Raw genomic sequence first — 23,225 nt, 5'->3', positions numbered from 1 at the left:
CTAAGCAGATGCGTCTGCGGCTTTGTCGTGGCTGGTCGCGCAGTTCCCCGCGCCCCTGACGGGGCGCTACTTGCTGCCCTTGGCGAGGGCGAGGGCGTACTCGGGCCACCACTGGCCCGCTTGGGGGCCGCCCCTACAGGTCCCGTCGGACTCACCGGGGCGCTTGACCCAGACGTAGGCGTCGACCAGGTCGTCACCGGTCCGGGTGCTGGGGACTTCCCCGAGGGCCCGCCCGGGAGGGTTGCACCAGGGGTCCTTGCCCTCGGTGTGGGGCCCGTTCCCGTTGCGGCTGGTGTCGATGATGAACGGCTTGCCACCGACCTTGGCGGAGAGCGTCTTGCCGTACGCCTTGCTGGCCTCGGTGGTCTGGAAGTTGGAGACGTTCACCGAGAAGCCGTCGGCCTGCTCGACGCCCGACCGCTTCAGGGGCTCCCAGAGCGAGTCGGGCTGCGACCAGCCCGCGTTGCCCGCGTCCAGGTAGACCTTGGTGTTCTTCAGGGACTTGAGCTTGGCGATGGCACCCTTGAGGAGGTCGTACCGCTCCTCGTGGAACTCCCCGGGCGTGCACTGGTCGACGATGTGCAGGACCGCGTCCGGCTCTAGGACGACCGTGGCGTGCCGCTCGCCGATGCCCTTGGCCACGCCGTCGATCCAGCTTCGGTAGGCGTTGCCGTCGGCGGCGCCGCCCTTGGAGAACTGGCCGCAGTCGCGGTGCGGGATGTTGTAGAGGACGAGCAGCGCGTCACGGTCGGCCTTCTCGGCGGCCTCCGTGTACCCGCGCGCCTCCTCCTCGGGCTTCTCGGGGCCGATCCACTCGCCGACGGGCTGCTCAGCGATCTTGCGGATCTGGGCGGCTTCGTCCTTCTTGCCGTCCTTCTCGTACGCGGCGACCTGCTTGGCCGCGTTCCCCTCCGGGTTCACCCAGAACGGGGCCTGACCCTTGGGGCGTTGACTGACACCGCCGCCGGAACCCGCCCCGTCCTTGTCGCCCCCGTCGTCGGACGACGAGCACCCGGACAGCAGCAGTGCGGCCCCCGCGAGCGCCACCGTCGCCGTCACCCCCCGGGACGCGAGGCCCCGTCCGCGACCTGTGTTCCTGCGGTACATCCACTCCCCCTCGGGCGCACTGTCCGGTGGCCAATCCTGGCACAACCGCGTGCGGCCCACGAGGTCGTGCCGCCGCGGCGGCGCACCTGTGGAAGACCTGTTACAGCCTGCCGAACGGGGGTAGGCGAGAGGGTGCGGGGGGCTGCGGCGAATCAGGGAGGGCCATGCGCGGCCGTACCTCAGCGTTGAGGCTCGCGGCGGTTCTGATGGAGTCCGTGGACACGGTGTCCGACGACTTCGACGCGGAGCGCCACCTGTGCCGTGTGTCCCAGAACTGCGCCGAACTCCTCGACACCCTCGCCGTCGGCGTGATGTACACCGACAACGGCAGCAGCGTCAGGATCGCCGCCAGCAGCCGGGGAGCCGAACTGGCCCGCGATCTCCTGGAGAACCAGCATCGGGGCGGGCCGTGCCTGGACTCCTACGGCACCGGCCACGTCGTGCCGCCCGTCCGCCTCGCCTCCGCCGACGCGCTCGCCCGCTGGCCCCACTTCACCGAGCGGGCCCGCACGCGGGGCGTCGGCATCACCTTCGCGGTGCCGCTGCGCGCACGGGAGCGGGTGCTCGGCGTCCTGAACGTCTTCTCCGCGGACCCGCTGAGCCTGCGGCCCTCCGCGGGCTGCCCGCACGAGAGCGAGGACGCCTACGCCCTGGGGATCGCGCGGGCGCTCGCCGACGCGTCCGCCGTCGGGCTGCACAACCACCGTGCGTACACCGGGTATCGGGACCTCTCCCGGCAGTTGCAGTCCGCGCTGACCAGCCGTGTCCGCATCGAGCAGGCCAAAGGGATTCTGGCCGAGCGCTGGCGGAGCCGCCTCGACGTCGCCTTCGAGGCGCTGCGGCGGTACGCACGCCGGCACCGCCTCGCCATGGACGCGGCCGCGAAAATGGTGATCGACGGGAATCTCGACGACACGGCCCTGCTCGGCGGCGCCCCCGCCCGGCCCCGGCAGCCGGAGCAGCCCCAGTCGGAGACCCGCTAGGCCAGGGGCGGCCAGGACTTCTCCGCGCCGGTGAGGTAGGCGGAGACGACGACGTTCGCCGAGTAGGTGCGGCTCACCCGGTCGAAGGCTCCGCCGCAGGTGATCAGGCGGAGTTCGGCCCGGCCGCGCTCCCGGGGGCCGTACGCAGCCTTCGCGCTGAAGTCGTCCCGCCCGAGGACTTGGACGTCATCCACCGTGAACTCGGCGACCGAGCCGTCGTCCCTGGTCACACGCACCTTCGCGCCGGGGCGCAGGGTGCTGAGGTGGTAGAAGACGGCGGGCTCGCGCTCGGTGTCCACATGCCCGACGAACAGCGATGTGCCCGCGGCACCGGGCCGTACCCCGCCGCCGTACCAGCCGACGGTGCCCGCCGCGGTGTACGCGGGCGGGGCGATGGACCCGTCGGTGTCCAGGCCCCGTGCGACGACGGGCGCCCGTACGCCGAGCGTGGGGACGTCGATGCGCTGCGGGCGTGCGGCGGCGAGGGGCGCGCGCGGTGGCGGCAGCTCGACACCGCCGGGGCGTCCCACCGCGGCGACGTCGCCGGTGGTCGGGCCCGACAGGCCGCCGCGTACGTCGGTGATGTCGCCGCCCCACAGCCACATGCCGACGAGCAGCAGGGCCCAGACGACCCCCATGACGAGGCGGCCGGCGCCGCCGGGACTTCGCGGGCGCGGGGTGGTCCCTGGATCCGGGCTGGTCACGGCGTCACTCCGGGCGTCGCCTGCGGACGCTGCGCAGGGCCACGGCGACGGCCGCGACACCCGCGAGCACCAGGCCGACGACCGCGTGCCGGGTGCCGGGTCCCGCCTCGTCCGCGACGGCCGCCGTCGGCGTCAGCGGGGCGGCGCCGCCGCCGCCCGCGCGCACCGGTGCGGTGGGGGTCGGCCGGGACGTGGTCACCTGCACGGCGCCTACGCCCTGGTGCGGGTGGCCGTCACAGGTGACGGTGATCTCGTACGTGCCCGTTACGCCCTCACGGATGCGGGTGGTCCCTGTCAGGGCCTTGCCGCCCTGTCCGGTCAGCTCCGCCTCCTTGGCGAAGGCTCCGGAACCGGCCGTGCCGGTGCTGCCCGCGCAGCCCGTGACCCGCACCTCCACCCGGCCGCCCGGGGCTGCGCTCGCCGGTGTGACCCTGGCCTTGACCTGGTCCTGGTCGTGGGCCCGTGCGGGAGTGGGAGCCGCGGCGAGCGTCGCCGCCAGGGCCATGGCTCCCGCGCTACGCACGGCGAGCAAACGTATGCACATCGTGAACCTCCTGGCTCCAGGTTCACGCCCCGCAGCGCATTCCGCATCCTGGCCAGGGGGCGCCCCGTGAGGGGCGCGGGGAACTGCGCGACCAGCCACGAAAAAGCCGCAGCCGCGTCTGCACAGTTACGCAGCAGACGCGTCTGCGGCTCGTCGCGCGCTGAGCGCGCGGTTCCCCGCGCCCCTTACGGGGCCGTCAGACGCGGTCGACGAGGTCCGCGATGGAGTCGACCACGTTGGAGGGGCGGAACGGGTGGCGGTCGATGTCGGCGCGGGTGGTGAGCCCGGTGAGGACGAGGAAGGTCTCCATCCCGGCTTCCAGTCCGGCGAGGACATCCGTGTCCATACGGTCACCGATCATCGCACTGGTCTCCGAGTGCGCCCCGATCGCGTTCAGCCCCGTCCGCATCATCAGCGGATTCGGCTTGCCCGCGAAGTACGGCTGCTTGCCGGTGGCCTTGGTGATCAGGGCGGCGACGGCCCCGGTGGCGGGCAGCGGGCCCTCGGCGGAGGGCCCGGTCTCGTCGGGGTTGGTGCAGATGAAGCGGGCGCCGGCGTTGATGAGCCGCACGGCCTTGGTCATGGCCTCGAAGCTGTAGGTGCGGGTCTCGCCGAGGACCACGTAGTCCGGCGCGTGGTCGGTCAGGACGTAACCGATGTCGTGCAGCGCGGTGGTCAGACCCGCCTCGCCGATGACGTACGCGGTGCCGCCAGGGCGCTGGTCGTCGAGGAACTTGGCGGTGGCGAGCGCCGAGGTCCAGATGTTGGCGACGGGGACTTCGAGGCCCATGCGGGTCAGCCGGGCCTGGAGGTCACGGGCGGTGTAGATGGAGTTGTTCGTCAGGACCAGGAACGGCTTGCCGGACTCGCGCAGCTTCTTGATGAACGCGTCGGCGCCGGGGATCGGAATGCCCTCGTGGATGAGTACGCCGTCCATGTCGGTGAGCCACGATTCGATGGGCTTGCGCTCTGCCATGGGGTGCACTCCTGCGGTCTGCGCGAACTGAAGCTGGGGGGCGCCGGGACGACGCTGTGCCGACGCCCCCAGAGTAATCATGAAGCGGTGATCTCCACCCCGTTCGATCAGCTACCGGTGGCCGACTTCCAGTCCTCGACGTACGAGGTGAGGTTCTCGGAGATGTCGGCCCAGTCCGGTTCGAAGATCTCGACGCCGTCCATGATCTTGTCGAGGGCGATGGCGTTGGCGTCGGTGGCCTTGATGTCCTTGCGTGCGGCGAAGCCCCCGCCGACCTCGCTGACCTGCTGCTGCGCCTGCCGGCTGAGCAGGAAGTCGAGGAACTTCCTGGCGTTGGCGTCGTGCGGTGCCTTGTTCACCAGGCCCGCGGCGTAGGGCAGCGCGAAGGTGGTGGGCTTCTTGCCCTGCTTCGCCGGGAACCAGATGCCGAGGTTCGGCATGTCCTTGGACTGCGCGTAGTTCATCTGCACGTCGCCGTTGGCGACGAGCAGTTCGCCCTTGTCGACCTTGGGGGCGAGCTTGCCGGTGGACGCGGACGGGCCGACGTTGTTGGACTGGAGCCTCTCCAGGTACTTCATGGCGGGTTCCTTGCCGCCGAAGTCGTGCATCGCCTTGATGAGGACGGCGGTGCCGTCGCCCGCGACACCGGGCGTGGAGTACTGGAGCTTGTTCTTGTACGCGCCGTCCGTCAGCTCGTCCCAGGTCCTGGGCGCCTTGGAGCCGCCCAGCTCCTTCTTGTTGTAGATGAACCCGAAGTAGTTGTTGACGACGGAGGTCCACTTGCCGTCGGGGGCCTTGTCCGCGCCGTCGACGTGCTGGGACCCCTCGGGTTGGTACGCCTTGAGCAGGCCCTTCTCGTCGGCCTGCTGGATGAACGGCGGGAGCGTGATGATGACGTCGGCCTGGGTGTTGGACTTCTCGCGGACGGCGCGCTGCACCATCTCGCCGGAGCCGCCCTCGACGTACTTGACCTTGATGCCGGTCTTCTTCTCGAAGTCCTCGAAGACCTTGTCGTACCAGCCGTCGCCGTTCTCGCCCTTGAGGCCGTCGGCACTGTAGATGGTGACGACCTTGGCGTCGGATGCGGCGGAGTCGCCGCCGCAGGCGGTGAGGGCCGTGGTCAGGAGGGCGCAGCCGCCGAGGGCGGCGAGCGTGCGGACAGGGATGACGGTGCGCATGACGTGTCGTACTCCTTGCGGCGATGTACGGGATACGGGCGATGAGGGACGGGGGACGGGGACGGTCAGCGGTAGGAGGCGCGGGTGCGGATGCGGGACACCGCGAAGAGGACGAGCAGGGTCGCGCCCATGAGGACCACCGCGAGGGCGGCGCCGGTGAAGGTGGCTCCGCGGTCGGTGGCCGCGTAGATCCGTACGGGCAGCGGGGTCCAGTCCGGCGGGTAGAGCATCATGGTGGCGCTCAGCTCGCCCATGGACAGGGCGAAGCAGAGCCCGGCGGCGGCGGTCAGGGAAGGCAGCAGGAGCGGCAGCTTCACCCGCCACAGGACGTACGCGGGCCGGGCGCCGAGGGACGCCGCGGCCTGCTCGTACGCCGGGTCGAGACGCAGGATGGCGGCGGAGACCGACTGGTAGGCGAACGCCGTGACAAGAATGGCGTGCGCCAGGACGACGATCGTGGACGTGCCGTTGAGGATCACCGGTGGCTTGCTGAAGGCCACGAGGACCGCGAGGCCCACCACCACCGACGGCACGGCGACGGGCATGATGAACAGCGCGTCCAGGATCCGCCCGCACCCCCGCGAGAGCCGTGAGGTGCCCTCCCCGCGCCGCTTCAGAGCGGCGGCGGCTAGGGCGGCCCAGGTGCCCGCGGCCAGCGCGATCAGGCTGGCGCCGAGCGCGGTGAGCAGGCTGGTGGTGAGGGCCTGGAGGGATTCGCCGCGGGTGGCGGCGGAGTAGTGCTCGGCGGTGAGGTCGGAGGGGAACGCGCCCGACCAGTGCCCGGCGAACGACGCCGCGACGATCACGAGCAGCGGCAGCGCGAACAGCGGCAGGAACAGGACGAAGAAGACCGTCCAGGTCGCCCACTTGCCTTTGCGGCTATGCACCAGCACGGCGGCTCACCACCCGGTAGAGGCCGTAGAGGCCCACGGAGATCGCGATGTTGACGACGGCGACGACGCAGGCCGCCGGGTAGTCGGATTCGAGCATCGCCTTGCTGTAGACGAGCATCGGCAGGGTCGTGACGTCCTTGGCCCCGGTGAACAGGACGATCCCGAACTCGTTCAGGCACATCACCAGGACGAGGCTGCCGCCGGCGGCGAGCGCGGGCAGCGCCTCGGGCAGGATCACCTTCCGTACGACCCGCAGGGGCCGCGCCCCCAGCGAGGAGGCCACCTCCAGTTGGGCCGTGTCGATCTGGGAGAACGCGGCGAGCAGCGGCCGCATCACGAACGGCGTGAAGTACGTGATCTCGGCGATCAGCACCCCCCACGGCGTGGTCAGGAACTGGAAGGGCCCGTCACCGGCTGTCCCCGTGGCGTCCGTCCACAGCCCGTTGGCCATGCCCTTGGTGCCGTAGATGAACAGCAGCGCGAGGGTGATCAGGAACGACGGGAAGGACAGGAACACGTCGATGAACCGGGCGACGGCCTTCCCGCCGGGGAACGGCACGAACGCGATGACCAGCGCGAGCGCGAATCCGAGCACCAGACATCCCACGGTCGCCCCGACCGCCAGCCACACCGTCGTCCCGAGTGCCTCCCGGAACGAGGCGGAGGCGAAGACGTCGGCGTACGGCTCCAGTGAGGTTCCGCCCGTGTCGGGCCGCACGGACTGCCGCACGACGAGGGCGAGGGGGTAGAGGAACACGAGCCCGAGCAGGGCGAGGGGCGGCAACGCCCACACGAACGCCGGGACTTGTCGTGTGCGCTGTGGGCAATCGTCCCGCAGGGCGGGTTCCCGACCCTCAACCGCAGCCGACACCACCGGGTCACCGTCACTCAGGCGCTCAGCAGACCTACTCATCGCTCACCCCTGCGGCGAGCAGCACCGCGTCCTCCGGTGCGAAGTGCAACGTAACGGCACTGCCCAGAGCGGGCGGCTCCCGCAGCTCCCGGACGTCCGCCTTCACGGAGTGCCCCGCCACCGAGGCGAGCACCCGGTGTGTGGCACCACGCCACTGCACCTCGGTGACCGTCCCGCTCAGGGAGTTGGGCCCGGGCCCGAGCCCGACGAGGTGCGGCCGCACGCACAGGGTGGCGCTCACCCCTGCGGCCACTCCCGAGGTGTCGACCTTCACTTCGGCCCCGCCCAGGGAAACAGACCCGACCCCCACCGAGACCGGCAGGAGGTTGGCGTTGCCCACGAACGACGCCGTGAACGCCGTCCGGGGCGCACGGTACAGCTCCTGCGGAGTCCCGCAGTCCCGCAACCGCGCCCGGTCCATCACGGCGATCCGGTCGGCGAGGGTGAGCGCCTCCACCTGGTCATGGGTGACGTACAGAATCGACACATCGGGCAACTCCCGGTGCAGTCGCGCGAGTTCGGCCAGCATCCCGGACCGGAGCTGCGCGTCGAGCGCGGACAGCGGCTCGTCGAGCAGCAGCACACCGGGCCGGATGGCCAGGGCCCGCGCGATGGCGACGCGCTGCTGCTGCCCGCCGGACAGCTCGCGCGGATACCGCTTGGCGTAGGCGGCCATGCCCGTCATCTCCAGGGCGTCGGCGACCCGGCCGGGAATGTCGGCCCTGGCCGTCTTCCGCGCCTTCAGACCGAAGGCGACGTTCTCCTCGACCCGCAGGTGCGGGAACAGCGCGTACTGCTGGACGACCATGCCGATGCCGCGCCGGTGCGGCGGCAGCGCGGTGACGTCGCGGCCGCCGATGAACACCCGCCCGGAGACGGGCCGCACGAACCCGGCGACGGCCCGCAGCGCGGTGGTCTTCCCTGACCCGGAGGGCCCGAGCAGCGCCATGACCTCGCCGGGCTCGACGGTCAGATCGAGGGAGTCGAGGACGACACTCTTGCCGTACGCGACCGACACCGAGTCGAAGCGAATACCGCTGTCCATCGTGCGTATGCCGCTGCTCATCGCCCGGAGCCCCGCAGGAGCGCGGGCAGTTCGGCCACCGAGCCGAGGACGTGGGTGGCCCCGGCGTCCACGAGGGCCGCGGCGTCGTGGGCGCCGGTGAGGACACCGGCGACGACCCCGGCCCCGGCGCGCACCCCGCTCAGCATGTCGTACGCGGTGTCACCGGCCACGGCGATCTCGGCCACGGAGTCGGCGGCGCCGGTGCGCAGGAACGCGGCGAGGACCATGTCGGGGCAGGGCCGTCCGCGGCCCCCCGCGTCGGCGGGGCACAGGGTGAGGGCGACGAGGTCGCGCCAGCCGAGTGCGTCCAGGATGGCGTCCTGGGTGACGCGGGCGAAGCCGGTGCTCAGGACGACGGTCAGACCGTCCGCGACGAGTTCCCCGATGGCTTCCCGCGCGCCGGGGACGGGCGCGATGCGGCCGCCGTCCACCAGCTCCCCGTACGCCTTCTCGAAAGCCACGTTCGCCTGCCGCGCCCGCGCCTCGTCGCCGAACAGGTGCCGGAAGACGGAGATCTTCGACTCGCCCATGGTGGCGCGGACGTAGTCCAGCTTCGCGGCGTGGTCGGCGGAGCCCTCCTCGACGCCGAGTTCGCGTGCGGCGGCGGCGAAGGCCTGCTCGACAAGGCCGCCGTCGGCGACGGTGGTCCCCGCCATGTCGAGCACCACGAGTCGCACGTTCCTGTTCGCGCTCCCGGTCCTGTTCGCGTTCTCGGTCCTGTTCGCGTTCTCGGTCAATTCCCTCACCATCCCAGCTCGTCGGCGGTCTTCTCGGCGATCGCGGGCGAGCACGTCATGCCGCGCCCACCGGGCCCTGTGACCAGCCAGATCCCGTCGCGCACCTGCTCGCGGTGGACGACCCGGGTGGTGTCGACGCACTGCGCGTACACCCCCGCCCAGCGCCGCCTGATCTTCGGCAGCGGCCGCCCCAGGAAGCCCTCGACGACCGCGGTGAGGTGGTCGTAGGGGTCTTCGAGGGTGTCGAAGGCGAAGGGGTGCTCGTACTCGTGGGTGTCGCCGATGGTCAGTCCGCCGTCGGCACGCTGCACCATGAGCAGTTGCATCTTGTGGGCGGCGGCGGTCGGTTCCTGCGCCTGCCCGGCGTTGAGCGCGTCGAGAGCGGGTGACCTGTACGCCGGGTAGTAGCGGAAGCTGTCGGCGTCGGCGACGGACGTGGTGAGCGGTTCGCCGAGCGGGGCGGTCTGCATCATCTGCAGGCGTACGCGGCGCACGGGCAGCTCGGGGGCCAGCTCGCGGACGAGCCCGCCGAGCCAGGCCCCGGTGCACAGCACGACGGCGTCGCCAGTGTGCACGTCGCCGTGGTCGTCACGCACCGCGCCAGGACCGACCGCCTCGCGGACCTCGCGGCCCGGCAGGAACGTGTAGCGCGGCGACTTCAGGAGCTCTTCGCGCAGGTGCCGCTGTGCGGTGCGCGGCTCGACCGCGGCGTCCCGCTCGCACCACAGGGCGGCGGTGAACTCGCCCCGCAGCGCCGGGTTGAGGCCGCGGGCCTCCGCCGCTTCGAGCAGCCTGTAGCCGCGGGCGGCGGCGTCCGTGCGGGCGAGGGCGGCCTCGGCCACGGCCCGCTCGCGCTCGTTGCGTACGAGGGTCAGCGAGCCGTTGGCGCGGAAGCCGAGCCCCGGCACGCGGGCGCCGATCTCCTCCCACAGCTCGCGGGCCCGCAGCGCGGTGTCCAGCTCCTCGCCGCCCGCCCGGCCGCTGACCCATATCTGCCCGAAGTTGCGCAGCGACGCCCCGCGGGCCTCGCTCTCGCGCTCGATCTGTACGACCTCGTGGCCGCGCTCCACTGCGTGCCAGGCGTGCATGGTTCCCACCACGCCGGCTCCTACGACGATGACTCTCACGACGGCAACGCTCCTTTCGACGGGTGACCCCGTGGGGCCCGGTCGGCAACGGGACGGTGAACGGACCGTCAAGCTTGGACTAGACCCGTTACCATTCCTTAATCATGAGGGGCCGTCGGAGGAACGGGAAGAGGGTTCAGTTCTCGCCGGCGAGGTGCGTGGTGAAGGAGAACCGGTCGCCGCGGTAGAGGGTGCGCACGCGCTCCAGGGGCCGCCCCTCGGTGTCCCGTGAGAGGCGGTGGATCAGGAGCATGGGCAGCGCGGGCGGCGTCCCGACGAGCAGGGCCTCGCGGGGCGTCGCGAGCACCGTCTCGATGCGTTCGTCGGCGTCGCCGAAGGGGATGCCGAGACGGTCACGCAGATAGGCGTAGAAGGACGAGTCCGGCTCGAAGTCCCGGTCCAGGCGCGGCACGCGGGCCACGGCGACGTAGGTGGACTCCAGGCCCACGCGCTCGTCGTCGGCGAGCAGTACGCGTTCCATGTGCCACACGGGTTCACCGGGCGGTGTCCCTATGTCGGCGGCGAGCGCGGCCGGGCACGGGAAGCGGTCCAGGGAGATCAGATTGCGGCCCGGGGTGCGGCCCTGCCTGCGGACGCCCTCGGTGTAGCTGGCCAGGGACAGGGGCTGCTCCAGCTTGGGCCCGGCGACCACGGTTCCGCGGCCCTGCCGGCGCAGCCGCCCTTCGAGCAACAGCTCGCGCAGCGCCTGCCGGACGGTCTCCCGCGCGACCTCGTAGCGCTCGGCGAGGTCGCGTTCGGTGGGCAGGCTCTGCCCGTCGCCCAACTCATCGATCAGCCCCGCGATGCGGGCCTTGACGGCGTAGTACTTCGGGATGCGCCCGTGCTCGGGGATGCCGGAGCGGATCGGCGCTCCCGGGGCCTGGTCGCGCAGGTGCTCGGGCGGGGCGGCGTTGGGGCGGTCGGGGTTGTCCACGGGCAGATGTTCGCATGTCGCGGGGCGGGGGTCGGGGGTGGCTGAGGGTGCGGGTCGGGGGCGGCTGAGGGTGCGGGTCGGGGGCGGCTGAGGGTGTGGGCCGGGGGCGGCGGGCAGCGCGGGCCGGGGACGGCTGACGGCGCGGGCCGGGGTGTGCGGGCAGCGCGGGCCGGGGACGGCTGACGGCGCGGGCCGGGATGTGCGGGCAGCGTGGGCCGGGGTGTGCGGGTGGCAGCCGGAAGGCCGGGCCCGTGCCGCCGGACTTGCTTCGGCTGGGGCGGCACGGGCACGGCCTTCGGGGGCGGCGGAACCGGCTGATCAGCGCCTTCTGGCCCGAAGGCGCCGAGATCCCACCACTAGGGCCACACCACCGAGGAGGACGGCGGCGGCCCCGAGCCCGGGCAGGTGGCCCGGGCCGGTCTTCGCGAGTTCGCCGGGGCCCTGGGCGGGGGGCCCGGCCGCCTCGACGATGTCGAACGCGTAGTCGTTGGACGTCCCCACCCAGTCGGAGTCGTCGGCGTGGCCGTCGTGCTCCGTGTGCCGCCGCACCACGGCGGCGCTCGCCACGACCCGGTCGGGCGCGGCGTCGGAGGTGAAGGCGAGGCGGATGTGGACGGTGACGGTGTGCCCGGGGCCGATGGTGAAGCCGGGGAACCCGTTGTCGGGGGCGCTGTTGCCGCCGCGGGCACTGTTGACGCCGGGGACACTGTGGTCACCAGGGGTGCCGGGCGTGTCGGCTGGGGCGTCGGCGGCACCCGGGGCGTCGGCGGCGCCTGGGGCGTCGGTCGCCCCGACCGCGCCGCCGAGCACCCCGACGTTCTCGTCCCGGTCGGTCCGCACGAACCGCACCGGACGCCGACGCGACCCGTCGTCGAACTCCAACTGGATCTGCCGGGGCCGCAGCGCCTTGCCGCGGTCCACGAGGACGATGACCGGGTGGACGTTCCCGCAGGTGTCGTCCGTGGTGTTGGTCAGCTCCACCGACCAGCTCCGGAAGCCGCCGCCGGGTTCGTAGGTGGCGGGTCCGCCGGTGACGCGGGTCGCGATCGGGAAGTCGTCCCCGGCGGCGGTGGCGCAGGTGGGCCGCAGGACGGTGGCCGCGCCGCTCTCCCCCGGCTGGTCGCCGGCGGCCGCCGCCACCCCGGCCACGGCGGGCGCGAGGGTGACGGCGGCGACGGCGACGCCTGCCGCGAGAGAACTGCGAAGTCGCATGGAGGGCCCTTGCTGGCGACCGGACGCACGAAGCCTCCGGAACGGCCGAACTGACGGCGGAATAAGGCCCGTTGAGTGATCCGGCACACGGCCAGGAGCAACGGGGCGTGGCCCAGACCCTGCCACGCTCCCGCCGCCCGGCACAGGGCTCACCGCACCCGGGGACCCGTTCGGCTGGCCGATTCCCCCCTAACAGCCGATTCGTCGTCAAGTCCGATTCGTCGTCAAGTCCGATTGGCGGGAATGGGCAGGCAGGGCGGGACGCGCCCGGCCGAAGAGCGGGGCCAGCACCAGTTGCGCCGCGCCCTCCGCGACCCCCCGGTCGCCGCCAGGAGCACCGCGTACCCCGACGGGCGTACGGGAGCCCTCGCGCCGGGTGCGACCGGCGACGACGGCGCCGACTCCCCGTACGAAGAGGTCCTCGGCGGCGAATACGGTGCGGCCGCCGAGCAGTACGAGGTCGATGTCGAGCAGCGCGACGAGGTTCCCCGCGGCGGTGCCGAGGACCCGGGCGGCCTCGTCGAGGTCGCCGCCCGCGACCGCCGCCAGGCACAGGGCCTCCACGCACCCGCGGTCACCGCACCCGCACGGCGGCCCGTCCAGTTGCAGGACCTGGTGCCCGAACTCCCCGGCCCCCGTGCGGGCCCCCCGGTAGAGGCCGCCGCCGAGGACCAGGCCCGCGCCGAGGCCGGTCCCCAGGTGCAGATACGCGAACGACTCCGCGGCCCCGCCGAGGGCGAGCCCGAGCGCGGCGGCGTTGGTGTCCTTGTCCACGGCCACCGGCAGCCCGAGCCGCGCGGCGAGCGCGTCCCGCAGCGGATAGCCGTCCCACTCCGGGAACCCGGTGACCCGGTGCAGGACCCCGGCCTCGTGGTCGAGCGGCCCTGGCAGGGCTACTCCTACGCCAAGGACGGCGGGGGGCGCCGCCCCGAGGGGGGTTCCGTCCGTACCGGTGGGCCTGTCCGACCTGGGGGACGCGTCCGACCCGGCGGTCCCGGTCAACGCCCTCACCTCACCCACCGCGGCCGTCACTACGGCATCCGCGCCCGCCCCGAAATCGAGGGGCGCCCGCCGCTCCGCCACCACCGCGCCGGTGAGGTCGGCGAGCACGGCGGTCAGCGCGTCGCGGTCCAGGTGCAGCCCGACCGCGTACCCGGCGCCGGGTACGAGCCGCAGCGCGGTCGCCGGTTTGCCGCCGGTGGACGCGCGCCGCCCGGCGTCGGCCACCAGGCCGTCCCCGCGAAGGCGCGCGACAATCTTGCTGACGGCCTGCGGGGTGAGCCCCGTACGCGCCGCGAGTTCGAGGCGGCTGACCCCTTCGGCACCGCCGACCGCGGCCCGGCGCAGCAGATCGAGCACGAGCGCCGCGTTGTGCCCGCGCAGCGCCCGAAGATTCGCCCCGCCACCCATGGCGGGCGTGGCGCCGGTGGTGGCGGTCTCTGTGTGTCCGGTGACCTCGCTGTTCACACCCCCATTGTCAGCACCGCTTGCACTTTGGCAACACCGTTGCCAAAGTGGAGGGCATGACTGAAGGCGACATGACCGAAGGCAAGAACGACCTCCGCGTGGGCCTGATCGGCTACGGCCTCGCGGGCTCCGTCTTCCACGCCCCCCTGATCGCCGCGACCGAGGGCCTCGCCCTGGACACGGTCGTCACCTCGAACCCCGAGCGGCAGGCGCGGGCCAGGACCGAGTTCGGTGCGGGGCTGCGCTGCGTGGCGGACGCCGACGAACTCTGGGGCCGCGCGGACGAGCTCGACTTGATCGTCGTGGCATCCCCGAACAAGACGCACGTGGCGCTCGCGACGGCCGCGCTGAAGGCGGGCCTGCCGGTCGTCGTGGACAAGCCCCTCGCGGGCACCGCCGCCGAGGCCCGCGAGCTCGCCGCCCTCGCGGACGAGCGCGGACTGCTCCTGTCGGTCTTCCAGAACCGCCGCTGGGACAACGACTTCCGTACGCTGCGCAAGATCGTCGGTGACGGCGAGCTCGGCGACGTATGGCGCTTCGAGTCCCGCTTCGAGCGCTGGCGCCCGCAGCCCAAGGGCGGCTGGCGCGAGTCCGGCGACCCCGAGGAGATCGGCGGCCTGCTGTACGACCTGGGCAGCCACGTGGTCGACCAGGCCCTGGTCCTCTTCGGCCCCGCGGTCCGCGTGTACGCCGAGACGGACGTCCGCCGGGCGGGCGCCGAGGCCAACGACGACACGTTCGTCGCGATCACCCACGCCGGCGGCGTCCGCTCGCACCTGTACGTCAGCGCGACGACCGCGCAGCTCGGCCCCCGGTTCCGTGTCCTCGGCTCGTCGGCGGGCTATGTGAAGTACGGCCTCGACCCACAGGAGGCCGCCCTGCGCGACGGCAAGCGGCCCACGGCCCCCGGGGCCCCCGAGGCCAAGGACCCGTGGGGCGTGGAGCCCGAGTCGATGTGGGGCCGCGTCGGCGCCGGCGAGTCCCCGCTCACCGGTGGCGGCCGCCCCGAACCCACCCTGCCGGGCGACTATCCCGCGTACTACGCCGCCGTGGCCGCCGCCCTGCGCGGCGAGGGCGACAACCCGGTCACCGCGCACGAGGCCGCGGCGGCGCTCGACGTCCTGGAGGCCGCGCGCCGCTCGGCGCGCGAGGGTGTGGCGGTGACGCTGTGAGCGCCGGACCGATCTACCGGGCGTCGTCGGACGCCCCCGCCGCCCCCTCCCCCACGGGATCAGCCTCCACCGCGTCGGCCTCCACATCGGCGGCCGCCCCCTCCGTGGCCGAGCTGGAGGAGCAGGAGCGGCGCCTGACGCTGACCCGCTTCACCTACGACGACGCGTGGGCGCTCGGCTGCCTCCTGGTGGACATGGCGCGTGCGCGTCAGGCGCCGGTCGCCGTGGACATCCGGCGCGGCGGGCAGCAGCTCTTCCACGCCGCGCTGCCGGGATCGACCCCCGACAACGACGCCTGGATCGACCGCAAGCGCCGCGTCGTCGAGCGGTACGGCTGCTCCTCGTACCTGGTGGGCAGCAGGTTCCGGGCCAAGGGTTCGACGTTCGAGGAGTCCTCACGCCTCGACCCCGACCGGTACGCGGCGCACGGCGGCGCGTTCCCGATCGCGGTCGAGGGCGTGGGCGTCATCGGCACGGTGGTCGTCTCGGGCCTCCCCCAGGTCGAGGACCACGCCCTGGTGGTGGCCGCGCTGGAGCGCTTCACCGCGTCCTGACGCCTTCCGGGTCCGGGTGGGCCGGGCCGCGGCCCGGCCCACCCGGTCTCACCCGGTCCTGTCCGGGCTTGCCTCAGTCCGCCTGGTCCTGGGCGCGGCGGCGCACCATCACCACGAACCCGACGCCGGTACCGACCAGCGCCGCGGCGATCGCCCCCACCAGGGCGAGCTCACCCGACGATGTGCCGGTGTGGGCCATCTCGTGGTGGCTCTTCGACGGGTGGGGATGCGGGTGCGGGTGGGGATGCGGATGCGGGTGTGCCGATGACTTGGACGGCTCCGGGGTGGGCCGGGGGTCGTCGCTGTCCGAGGGGTCGGGGTCCGGGCCCGGCCAGTCGCTGTCCGAGGGGTCGGGGTCCGGGCCCGGGTCATCGCTGTCCGACGGGTCTGGGTCGGGGTCCGGGTCCGGATCGTCACTGTCCGACGGGTCCGGGCTCGGGTCCGGGTCCGGGTCGTCACTGGGGTCCGGGTCCGGGTCCGGGTCGTCACTGTCCGACGGATCCGGGCTCGGGTCCGGGTCCGGGTCCGGGTCGTCACTGTCCGACGGGTCCGGGTCCGGGTCCGGATCCGGGTCGTCACTGTCCGACGGATCCGGGCTCGGGTCCGGATCCGGGTCGTCACTGTCCGACGGATCCGGCGACGGCGACGTGCACGACGGCAGGTCGCCGTTGAACGGGTACGCGTGGATCTCCTGGCCCCCGCCGCCATCGGTCCGCGAGGTGTGGGTCATCGAGCCCACCGTGAAGAAGCGCCCGTTCATCCCCGGCAGCGTCACCGTGGTCGCGCTGCCCGGCGATCCCACGAGCACGCTGCCCTGGAACTGCCCGCTGCCCGCGAAGTTCATCGAACTCGCGTCCGGCACGTTCCACAGCAGCCGTTCACGCAGGCCGTCCGGCAGGGCTCCGCTGTAGGTGCGGATCGTGCGTTCGGACCCCATGAGGTTGACGAGCACGGTGGCACCGGCGGGAATGTTCCTGAACGTGATGCCCTGGTCGCCGCCGCTCCTGCTGACCAGGTCGAAGTCGACGTTGAAGACCTGGAGGTCGGACGTGCCGTCGCCGGTGAAGACGGTCTCGTAGCCGTTGTTGACCGCGGAGCCCGTGACCTCGCGGGGCTCGTCGCCGTCGTACGCGTAGCAGTGGCTGGCAGCCGTGAGCCGGCCGGGGAGTGAGGCGTACCGGTCGCCCGCGTCCGGGTCCTGGACGGGTGCCGGGATCACCCGGCCGCTCAGCGCGCCCCCGTACCGGACGACGCCGTTGACGGAGCCCTCCTCCGCGAGCAGGCGCTGACCGGGCGCGACCGTCAGGTCCCCGCCCGCCGTCAGGAAGTCCGAGCCGTTGGGCGGCGGCACCCGGGAGCCCACGCCCGCCACACCCACGTTGTAGACCTGCGAGACCCCGGCGCGTTTGTTCATGTCGAAGTCGCCGAGCACGACGACCTTGCCCTCGGCCTCCGCGGCGGCCTCGCGCACGCGCATGGTCTCGCCGACGAAGATGTTGATGTTCTCGTCCCGGCCCGTCACGGGGCCGTTGTTCGCCTCCGGGTACGTTTCGGGGCAGGCCGCGCCCTTGCAGGGGCCGAGGCCGCCGGGCAGGGGGTCGGCGACTCCCTGCCCGGCCAGGCCGCCGACCACGGCGGCGGCCGCGACGGTGACGGCCGCCGCCACATACGCTGATCGTTTTCTTCGCATACACGGAAATATGCGTAATTCAGACAAAACTCATGGGAGACACGCTCATGGTTTCCCCCGTCAGGCCCCCTTCAGCTCCTGCCGCTGGCGTCCGAGGCCGTCGATCTCCAGCTCCACCACATCCCCGGCGCGCAGGAACGGCTTCGGCTCCAACTGCCCGAGCGCGACCCCGGCCGGGGTGCCGGTGTTGATCACATCGCCCGGGTACAGCGTCATGAACTGGCTGACGTACCGGACCACTTCCGCGACCGGGAAGATCTGCTGGGCCGTCGTCCCGTCCTGCTTCAGCTCGCCGTTGACCCACAGCCGCAGGCCGAGCGCCTGTGGGTCCGGTACCTCGTCGGCCGTGACCAGCCAGGGGCCGAGCGGGTTGAAGGTCTCGCAGTTCTTGCCCTTGTCCCAGGTGCCGCCGCGCTCGATCTGGAACTCCCGCTCGGACACGTCGTGCGCGACCGCGTACCCCGCGACGTGCGCGAGCGCCTGCTCGGCCGACTCCAGATAGCGCGCGGTGCGCCCGATGACGACGGCGAGCTCCACCTCCCAGTCGGTCTTCACCGAGCCGCGCGGCACCAGGACGGTGTCGTTCGGGCCGACGACGGTGTCCGCCGCCTTGAAGAAGACGACGGGCTCGGCGGGCGGCTCGGCACCGGTCTCGGCGGCGTGGTCGTGGTAGTTCAGGCCGATGCACACGACCTTGCCGACCTGCGCGACCGGCGGCCCGATCCGCAGCCCGGCCGGGTCGAGCGCGGGCAGGGCGCCCTCGCCCGCGGCGGCGCGGACACGGTCGAGCGCGGCGTCGTCGGCGAGCAGCGCCCCGTCGATGTCCGCGACCGTGCCGGACAGGTCGCGCAGGGTGCCCCCGGCGTCGAGCAGGGCCGGGCGCTCGGCGCCCGCCGTACCGACTCGCAGCAGCTTCATGGTGTGACTCCCTTGGTCGAGCTTGGCCCGGCCGATGGGTGCGGCCATCGGAGCTGAGGTTGGTCGATCCTCCAAGCCCGCCGTCCGCTCCGCAAGACCCCGTTCACGTACTGGACCGTCACAAGCCCCGAGCACCGGCTCGTCGCAGGGTCCGTCACAGCACGGCCGCGGCCCCCATCGCCCCCGAGCCCGTCGGCATGTCGCGGTAGAGGTAGGCCCGCTCGACCGCGCTCCAGGTCGTGCTGGTCACCACGTACAGCGCGGCGGCGAGCGGCACCACGGCCACGGTGAACAGGGTCATGAAGGACAGGAACGGCATGACCCTCGTCATGGCGGTCATGGCGCCCGCGCCGGGGGCCTGTTCGCCGCCGGGCGCGGCCGGCGGGTTCGCGGCGAGCTGTCGCTTCGTACGCCGGTAGTTGAAGGTCGCGACGGCGGTGACGAGGGCGAAGAGCGCGAGGTAGAGGAGGCCCGGGGCGCCGAGGAGGCCGCCGTCGCCGAGCGCGTCCGCCCAGCGCCCGCCGAGGGGCGCCGTGAACAGCTTGTGGTCGAGCAGCTCGTTGGCCTTCCCGCCGATGTCCGAGCTGGAGAACAGGTGGTAGAGCAGGAAGAAGGCGGGGAGCTGAACGAGTCCCGGAAGGCATCCCGCCAGCGGCGACACCTGCTCCTTTCGGTGCAGTTCCAGGAGCGCCCGCTGGAACTTCTCCGGGTTCTTGGCGTGCTTGGCGCGCAGCGCGGCGATCTGCGGGGAAAGCTTGGCGCGGGCCTTCTGGCCGCGGGCGGCGGCGCGGGACAGGGGGTGGACGAGCAGACGTACGCAGGCGGTGACCAGGACGATGGCGGCGGCCATCGCCCCGGCGTGGAAGAACGGTTCGAGCAGGTCCGCGAGGTCGGCGACCAGGCTGGCGAAGACGGACATGGGTGAGCCCTCCGGGGGTCTCGTCGTGCCGGAATGCCGCTGGGGCATGGGGGTGTGTCGGCATGACGACCCGCGCGGGGGTCTGCTGGAGAGGAGGCTTCCGGAAGTCCCTACGCGGCCGTCAGGAGGGGACGGCCGGGTGCTCGGGGACGGGTGCGCCCGCGGGCGTCGGGATCGCGCTGCGGCAGGAACGCGGTGCGTTGCTCACGGTCGCGGATGGCCGTGCGCACCCTGGTGCGGGGCACGGCGGGCGCACAGCGCGCGGCGAGCAGCGAGCACAGGGCGAGGGCGGAGCCCGCGGCGGCGGTCGCGGCGAGGGCGACGGCGGCGGAGAGGCTGCCAGCGTCGGCGAGGACGGTCTCCACCAGGAGGAACAGCATCAGGAGTGCGGGGCGCAGGGCGGCGGCCCACGCACGCAGCACGTTCCTGACCGGATTCCCGCCCACGTCGTCACCCCCCGCCGTTCTGCGCTCCGTACGGATGTACTACCGCCGGATGTACTACCACCAGATGTACTACCGCCGTTTATACAGGATCCGCCGTGTGCGCGGCATCGACGACGCCGGTGTCGCCGCCCGGGTCCTTGGCGAGCACCTCGTCGTCCGCCCGTGCGTCCCGGTCGGCGGGACCGGCGTACGAGACGGCGAGGGCCACCGCCAGATTGGCGGCGAGCGCGAGGATTCCGGCGTTCACGCCGAACACCGGATCGTGCTCGGTGAAGACGAGCCCGCACACGATCGCCACCCCCACCACGAGCCCGCTCACCGCGCCCGCCAGGCTCAGCCGCCGCCAGACCAGGCCGATCAGGAGCATCGGTACGAGCTGCGCCATTCCCTCGTACGAGATGAGCGAGAGCCGCACCAGGGTGTTGGGGACGGTGTACGTCATCACGAGGGCGATGCAGCCCGCAAGCACCACCACCGCCTGCGACGCGAGCTTCTGGCGCGCCGGGGCGTGCCACCCCGGCAGCAGGGACAGCACGCTGCGACCCCACATCGTCCCGATGACCAGCATGAACACCGCCATCGGAACGATCGAGGAGAGCGCCGCCGCGACCCCCACGAACCCCACCAACCAGGCCGGCAGCGAGTCCACGACCAGTCGGAAGAGCGCCAGGTTCGACCCGGCGCCGGTCAGCCCCGGCACCACGAACAGGGCCGCCATGCCAAGGAGCATCGGGACGAAGAGCAGCACGTTGTAGGCGGGCAGCAGGACCGCGTTGCGGCGCAGGGCGTCGGCGTTGCGGGCGCCCAGATAGCCCGCGACGGTGGTCGGGAAGATGACGACGGTGAGGGCGTTCAGGATCGTCGTCGTGGCGAACCAGGCCTGCCCGTACGGGCTGTCACCGCTCCCCGGCAGCGTCAGCCACTCCCCCTTCTCCCGTACGACCCGGTCGAGGAAGTCCCCGTACCCGTCGAAGTAGTGCAGCGGTACGTAGATCATGAGGAATGCGAGCGTGGCGATGACCAGGACGTCCTTGAGGACCGACACCCAGGCGCTGCCGCGCAGGCCGCTCACGACCACGAACCCCGTGGTGACGGCGAAGCCGATGAAATAGGCCCAGTTGAGGCTGATGGCGCCGTACGAGATCGTCGAGACGACCACGCCCATGCCCGTGATCTGCAACTGGATGTAGGGCAGCAGGAATACGGTCACCAGGAGCGCGAGGGCGGCGCCGAGCCAGGGCCGTCCGTAGCGGTGGGCCACCATGTCCGTGATGGACACGAGGCCGTGCTGTCGCGCGTACGACCAGAGCATCGGGCCGACGACGTACCCGACGGCGTATCCGCACGACATGTAGGCGACGACGTACAGGACGGGCGCGCCGTAGTTGTACCCCCAGCCCGCGGCGCCCAGATAGCTGAAGCTGGTGTACCCCTCGCCCGCCATGAGGACCCAGATGAACACGGTCCCGAGCGACCGCCCGCCCACGGACCACTCGGCGAGCCCGCCGCCGCGGTCGCCGCGCCCGCTCCGCCCGCGCACGGCGAGCAGCCCGAGGCCGACGGTCGCGACCATGAAGAGGCCGAAGATGCTGGTGGCGACGGCGGCGTTCACGAGGCCCGCTTCCTTTTGTCCCCGCGGTACGCGAGCCATACGGCGACCGGTGTGAGCAGCGTGGCCAGGAGCAGCCACGCGAACAGCAACGGCAGCCCGAGGATCAGCGGCCGTACGCGATTGACGAAGGGCAACGCGCCCACGTACAGCAGGAAGGGCACGAGGAGCCAGAGCAGATGAGGGCGGCGCAGGGGGCGGCGTCGGGGGCGGCGCATGATCACGGGTCAGCAGCCTAACCGGCTCCCGGATGCTCAGCGGGGCCGCACGGAAGTGAGCTGCCCCCACACCACCAACCGGTACCGGGAGGTGTACTCCGGGGTGCAGGTGGTGAGCGTGATGTAGTACCCGGGCTCGTCGAACCCGCGCCCCGCCCGCACCGCGCTGCGCGGCACCGGCGCGATGACGCCGCCGTCGCGCGGGGTGGTCCGCGCGAGGGTCTCGCGGACGGCGTACGTGTAGACGGCGTCCCGCGTCCCGACGGTCATCCGGTCCCCGGCGCGCAGTTGGTCGATGTGCCGGAACGGCTCGCCGTGCGTGTTCCGGTGCCCGGCGAGCGCGAAGTTCCCGAGCCGCCCCGGTGCGGCGGTGCGCGGGTAGTGCCCGACGTACCCCTTGTCGAGCACCCCGCCCTTGCCGACGCCTTCGGCGACGGGGACGCGGAGGTCGAGGCGGGGGATGCGGAGTACTGCGTAGGCGTGGTTGTCAGAGGCGTGCGTGGGGGCGCGTTGGGGGGCGGGTGCGCCGGGGGCTTGGCCGGAGCGTCCGGAGCCGTCGGAGCTGCCGGGGCGGTCGGAGCCGTCGGAGGAGCCGTCGGGGGAGCCGTCTGAGCTGCCGGAGGAGCCGTCTGAGCTGCCGGTGGCTTCGCCGGCGGGGCCGGGGCCACCGGGATCTGGGCCCGGGCCCCCGCCCCCCGCCCACTCCTCCTCCAGGGACTCGACCTTGTTCTCGGCGGCGGCGCTGGCCTGGCGGTTGGTCCACCAGAGTTGATGGACGACGAGGAGGAGCAGGACGAGGCCGAGGGTGAGGACGGCTTCGCCGGAGTACCAGAGGGCGCGGGCGAGAGGCCCCCGCCGGGGCCGCGGACCTCTCGGACTGCGCCCCCGGCGGCCGGGGCCACGCTGCACGACGACGCGAGCCGTCGCCGTCCGACCGCCGTCACCTACCACTGCGTCACCTCTTGTCCGCCGTACCCCGGTGCCCGTGCCCGGCGCGTACCGCACGGCAGCGGCCAGCGGGACGGTCCGCGCCCCGGGGAGGTCCACGCTCCAGGGAGCCGCAAGATAAGGGGAGCGGGCACAAGTCACCAGACCCGTGGGACGGAACGGGCCCGCGCCCGGCCCGCGCCCCGGGCTCACGTCATCGCACCGGTCGACGTACCGCCCCACCCCATACACCCCACCCGGGGAACGGCAGTACGGTGTCACTCATGCGCCCCGACACGCCTGCCGACCACGTCGACCACGTCGACCACATCGCCGAAGCGGAGCGCCTGGAGCGCACCGCGGGCCTCTACCCGGAGGACGCGGAGCAACTGCTGCTACAGGCCGCGGCCCACCTGGAGCTGGCCGACGCGCGCGCCCGCGCGACGACGCTCTACGACAACCTCCTCTCCCCCTCCGCCCCGCACCCGGCGGAGAACCCGACGCTGATCCGGGCGCTCAAGGCGGCGAACCTGTGGGAGTACGGCCACGAGGCCGAGGCGAGGGCGATCATCGAGGGCGTCCGCGGCACGGCACCCGCGGACGCGGCGCCGTGGGTGATCGTGGCGGAGTCCCTTGAGGCGCACGACGAGCTGGACCAGGCGCACGAGGCGTTCACGCAGGGGTTGGAGAGACTGCTCCCGGCCCCCGACGCGTCGGACCCCTCGGGGGCTCCCGGCACAGCGGACCCCTCGGGGGCTCCCGGCACAGCGGACTCCTCGGGCACCCCCGGCACGGCGGACCCCTCGGGCACCCCCGGCACGGCGGACCCCTCGGGCACCCCCGGCACAGCGGCTCCCGAGGACGCCGCAGGCGCGGCGGGCGCGGCGGGCGCGGCGGGCGCGGCGGGCGCGGCGGGCGCGGCGGGCGCGGC

General features: G+C 72.8%; 23 protein-coding genes and 1 pseudogene. 4 read left to right on the top strand and 20 right to left on the bottom strand.

What is annotated here, in order from left to right:
• Positions 1–66: 66 nt before the first annotated feature.
• On the bottom strand, positions 67–1,107 hold the full coding sequence (locus IG78_RS0115270; RefSeq protein WP_030563292.1) for a glycoside hydrolase family 6 protein: 1,041 nt from the start codon (positions 1,105–1,107) through the stop codon (positions 67–69).
• Between the two features lie 164 nt (positions 1,108–1,271).
• Between IG78_RS0115270 and IG78_RS0115265 the strand changes: the two genes are divergently transcribed.
• Positions 1,272–2,090, top strand: coding sequence for a GAF and ANTAR domain-containing protein (locus IG78_RS0115265; protein WP_030563291.1), 819 nt, complete (start codon positions 1,272–1,274; stop codon positions 2,088–2,090).
• On the opposite strand, the gene IG78_RS0115260 is transcribed toward IG78_RS0115265, so the two are convergent.
• The 12 genes from IG78_RS0115260 to IG78_RS0115205 all read right to left on the bottom strand — a co-directional run bounded on the left by IG78_RS0115260 (position 2,087) and on the right by IG78_RS0115205 (position 13,784).
• Complete coding sequence (locus IG78_RS0115260; RefSeq protein WP_078964930.1) at positions 2,087–2,728, bottom strand: class F sortase; 642 nt, start codon at positions 2,726–2,728, stop codon at positions 2,087–2,089. The genes IG78_RS0115265 and IG78_RS0115260 overlap by 4 nt on opposite strands.
• Positions 2,729–2,798: 70 nt before the next feature.
• Entirely contained in the window at positions 2,799–3,338 is a 540-nt protein-coding gene (locus tag IG78_RS0115255; RefSeq protein WP_030563289.1) for a hypothetical protein, read from the bottom strand.
• A 196-nt stretch (positions 3,339–3,534) separates the two neighbouring features.
• Complete coding sequence (locus IG78_RS0115250) at positions 3,535–4,314, bottom strand: HAD-IIA family hydrolase (protein ID WP_030563288.1); 780 nt, start codon at positions 4,312–4,314, stop codon at positions 3,535–3,537.
• 107 nt (positions 4,315–4,421) lie between these two features.
• On the bottom strand, positions 4,422–5,492 hold the full coding sequence (locus tag IG78_RS0115245) for a 2-aminoethylphosphonate ABC transporter substrate-binding protein (RefSeq protein ID WP_030563287.1): 1,071 nt from the start codon (positions 5,490–5,492) through the stop codon (positions 4,422–4,424).
• Positions 5,493–5,557: 65 nt separating this feature from the next.
• Positions 5,558–6,385 (bottom strand): ABC transporter permease, encoded by an 828-nt coding sequence (locus IG78_RS0115240; RefSeq protein WP_030563286.1) that lies wholly within the window; start codon positions 6,383–6,385, stop codon positions 5,558–5,560.
• Complete coding sequence (locus IG78_RS0115235) at positions 6,372–7,298, bottom strand: 2-aminoethylphosphonate ABC transporter permease subunit (protein ID WP_107054909.1); 927 nt, start codon at positions 7,296–7,298, stop codon at positions 6,372–6,374. The genes IG78_RS0115240 and IG78_RS0115235 overlap by 14 nt, the downstream gene beginning before the upstream one ends.
• The gene (locus IG78_RS0115230; protein WP_037685261.1) at positions 7,291–8,343 is read right to left on the bottom strand and encodes an ABC transporter ATP-binding protein; all 1,053 of its coding nucleotides are present in this window, start codon (positions 8,341–8,343) and stop codon (positions 7,291–7,293) included. The genes IG78_RS0115235 and IG78_RS0115230 overlap by 8 nt, the downstream gene beginning before the upstream one ends.
• Positions 8,344–8,360: 17 nt before the next feature.
• Complete coding sequence (locus tag IG78_RS0115225; protein WP_225882017.1) at positions 8,361–9,101, bottom strand: phosphonatase-like hydrolase; 741 nt, start codon at positions 9,099–9,101, stop codon at positions 8,361–8,363.
• Between the two features lie 5 nt (positions 9,102–9,106).
• Positions 9,107–10,228 carry a TIGR03364 family FAD-dependent oxidoreductase gene (locus IG78_RS0115220; protein ID WP_030563279.1) on the bottom strand — a complete coding sequence of 374 codons (1,122 nt, stop codon included), beginning with the start codon at positions 10,226–10,228 and terminating at the stop codon, positions 9,107–9,109.
• 136 nt (positions 10,229–10,364) lie between these two features.
• The gene (locus IG78_RS0115215) at positions 10,365–11,162 is read right to left on the bottom strand and encodes a GntR family transcriptional regulator (protein WP_051852656.1); all 798 of its coding nucleotides are present in this window, start codon (positions 11,160–11,162) and stop codon (positions 10,365–10,367) included.
• 318 nt (positions 11,163–11,480) lie between these two features.
• Positions 11,481–12,374 carry a hypothetical protein gene (locus IG78_RS42150; protein ID WP_051852655.1) on the bottom strand — a complete coding sequence of 298 codons (894 nt, stop codon included), beginning with the start codon at positions 12,372–12,374 and terminating at the stop codon, positions 11,481–11,483.
• Positions 12,375–12,581: 207 nt separating this feature from the next.
• Positions 12,582–13,784: an ROK family protein gene (locus tag IG78_RS0115205; RefSeq protein ID WP_051852674.1), complete on the bottom strand. Its 1,203-nt coding sequence runs from the start codon at positions 13,782–13,784 to the stop codon at positions 12,582–12,584.
• A 113-nt stretch (positions 13,785–13,897) separates the two neighbouring features.
• On the opposite strand from IG78_RS0115205, the gene IG78_RS0115200 reads away from it, so the two are divergent.
• Together IG78_RS0115200 and IG78_RS0115195 are read left to right on the top strand one after the other, a co-directional pair.
• A complete protein-coding gene (locus IG78_RS0115200; protein ID WP_225882016.1) occupies positions 13,898–15,013 on the top strand; it encodes a Gfo/Idh/MocA family oxidoreductase in 1,116 nt (371 codons plus the stop codon).
• 104 nt (positions 15,014–15,117) lie between these two features.
• The gene (locus IG78_RS0115195) at positions 15,118–15,567 is read left to right on the top strand and encodes a heme-degrading domain-containing protein (protein WP_030563268.1); all 450 of its coding nucleotides are present in this window, start codon (positions 15,118–15,120) and stop codon (positions 15,565–15,567) included.
• Positions 15,568–15,640: 73 nt separating this feature from the next.
• Here the strand turns inward: IG78_RS0115195 and IG78_RS0115190 are convergent, their stop codons facing one another.
• The 7 genes from IG78_RS0115190 to IG78_RS0115160 all read right to left on the bottom strand — a co-directional run bounded on the left by IG78_RS0115190 (position 15,641) and on the right by IG78_RS0115160 (position 22,318).
• Positions 15,641–17,233 (bottom strand): choice-of-anchor A family protein, encoded by a 1,593-nt coding sequence (locus IG78_RS0115190; RefSeq protein WP_037702780.1) that lies wholly within the window; start codon positions 17,231–17,233, stop codon positions 15,641–15,643.
• Positions 17,234–17,317: 84 nt separating this feature from the next.
• Complete coding sequence (locus IG78_RS0115185) at positions 17,318–18,175, bottom strand: fumarylacetoacetate hydrolase family protein (RefSeq protein ID WP_030563263.1); 858 nt, start codon at positions 18,173–18,175, stop codon at positions 17,318–17,320.
• Between the two features lie 154 nt (positions 18,176–18,329).
• A complete protein-coding gene (locus tag IG78_RS0115180) occupies positions 18,330–19,094 on the bottom strand; it encodes a YidC/Oxa1 family membrane protein insertase (protein ID WP_030563261.1) in 765 nt (254 codons plus the stop codon).
• Between the two features lie 110 nt (positions 19,095–19,204).
• On the bottom strand, positions 19,205–19,474 hold the full coding sequence (locus tag IG78_RS0115175; protein WP_051852673.1) for a DUF6412 domain-containing protein: 270 nt from the start codon (positions 19,472–19,474) through the stop codon (positions 19,205–19,207).
• Positions 19,475–19,619: 145 nt separating this feature from the next.
• Entirely contained in the window at positions 19,620–21,152 is a 1,533-nt protein-coding gene (locus IG78_RS0115170) for a sodium:solute symporter family protein (RefSeq protein ID WP_030563257.1), read from the bottom strand.
• On the bottom strand, positions 21,149–21,367 hold the full coding sequence (locus tag IG78_RS0115165) for a DUF3311 domain-containing protein (RefSeq protein WP_030563255.1): 219 nt from the start codon (positions 21,365–21,367) through the stop codon (positions 21,149–21,151). The genes IG78_RS0115170 and IG78_RS0115165 overlap by 4 nt, the downstream gene beginning before the upstream one ends.
• 36 nt (positions 21,368–21,403) lie before the next feature.
• Positions 21,404–22,318 (bottom strand): class E sortase, encoded by a 915-nt coding sequence (locus IG78_RS0115160; protein ID WP_225882015.1) that lies wholly within the window; start codon positions 22,316–22,318, stop codon positions 21,404–21,406.
• A gap of 260 nt (positions 22,319–22,578) precedes the next feature.
• Between IG78_RS0115160 and IG78_RS51335 the strand changes: the two are divergent.
• Positions 22,579–23,225, top strand: a pseudogene (locus tag IG78_RS51335) (hypothetical protein); the annotation flags it as partial.

Origin of the sequence: Streptomyces aureocirculatus (assembly GCF_000720475.1) — a bacterium.
In the GTDB taxonomy this organism is placed as follows: Bacteria; Actinomycetota; Actinomycetes; order Streptomycetales; family Streptomycetaceae; genus Streptomyces; species Streptomyces aureocirculatus.
This window is presented reverse-complemented; position numbering and strand designations above follow the sequence as displayed.